Raw genomic sequence first — 370 nt, forward strand, 5'->3', positions numbered from 1 at the left:
GGCTAAGTGGAAAACGAAGTGGGAAGGCTAAGACAGTCAGGAAGTTGGCTTAGAAGCAGCCATCCTTCAAAGAAAGCGTAATAGCTCACTGATCGAGTCTTCCTGCGCGGAAGATGTAACGGGGCTAAGTCGATAACCGAAGCCGCGGATTCAACTGTAAAGGTTGAGTGGTAGGGGAGCGTTCCGTAAGCCTGAGAAGGCGGACCCGCGAGGGCCGCTGGAGGTATCGGAAGTGCGAATGCTGACATGAGTAACGTTAAAGCGGGTGAAAAGCCCGCTCGCCGCAAGCCCAAGGTTTCCTGCTCTACGTTCATCGGAGCAGGGTGAGTCGGCCCCTAAGGCGAGGCTGAGAAGCATAGCTGATGGGAAC

General features: G+C 55.1%; 1 rRNA gene. It reads left to right on the forward strand.

What is annotated here, in order from left to right:
- Positions 1 to 370: ribosomal RNA gene (locus tag GBM95_RS12110) — 23S ribosomal RNA — on the forward strand; the annotation flags it as partial.

This window comes from Sutterella seckii (assembly GCF_009183815.1).
GTDB classification, from domain to species: Bacteria; Pseudomonadota; Gammaproteobacteria; order Burkholderiales; family Burkholderiaceae_F; genus Sutterella; species Sutterella seckii.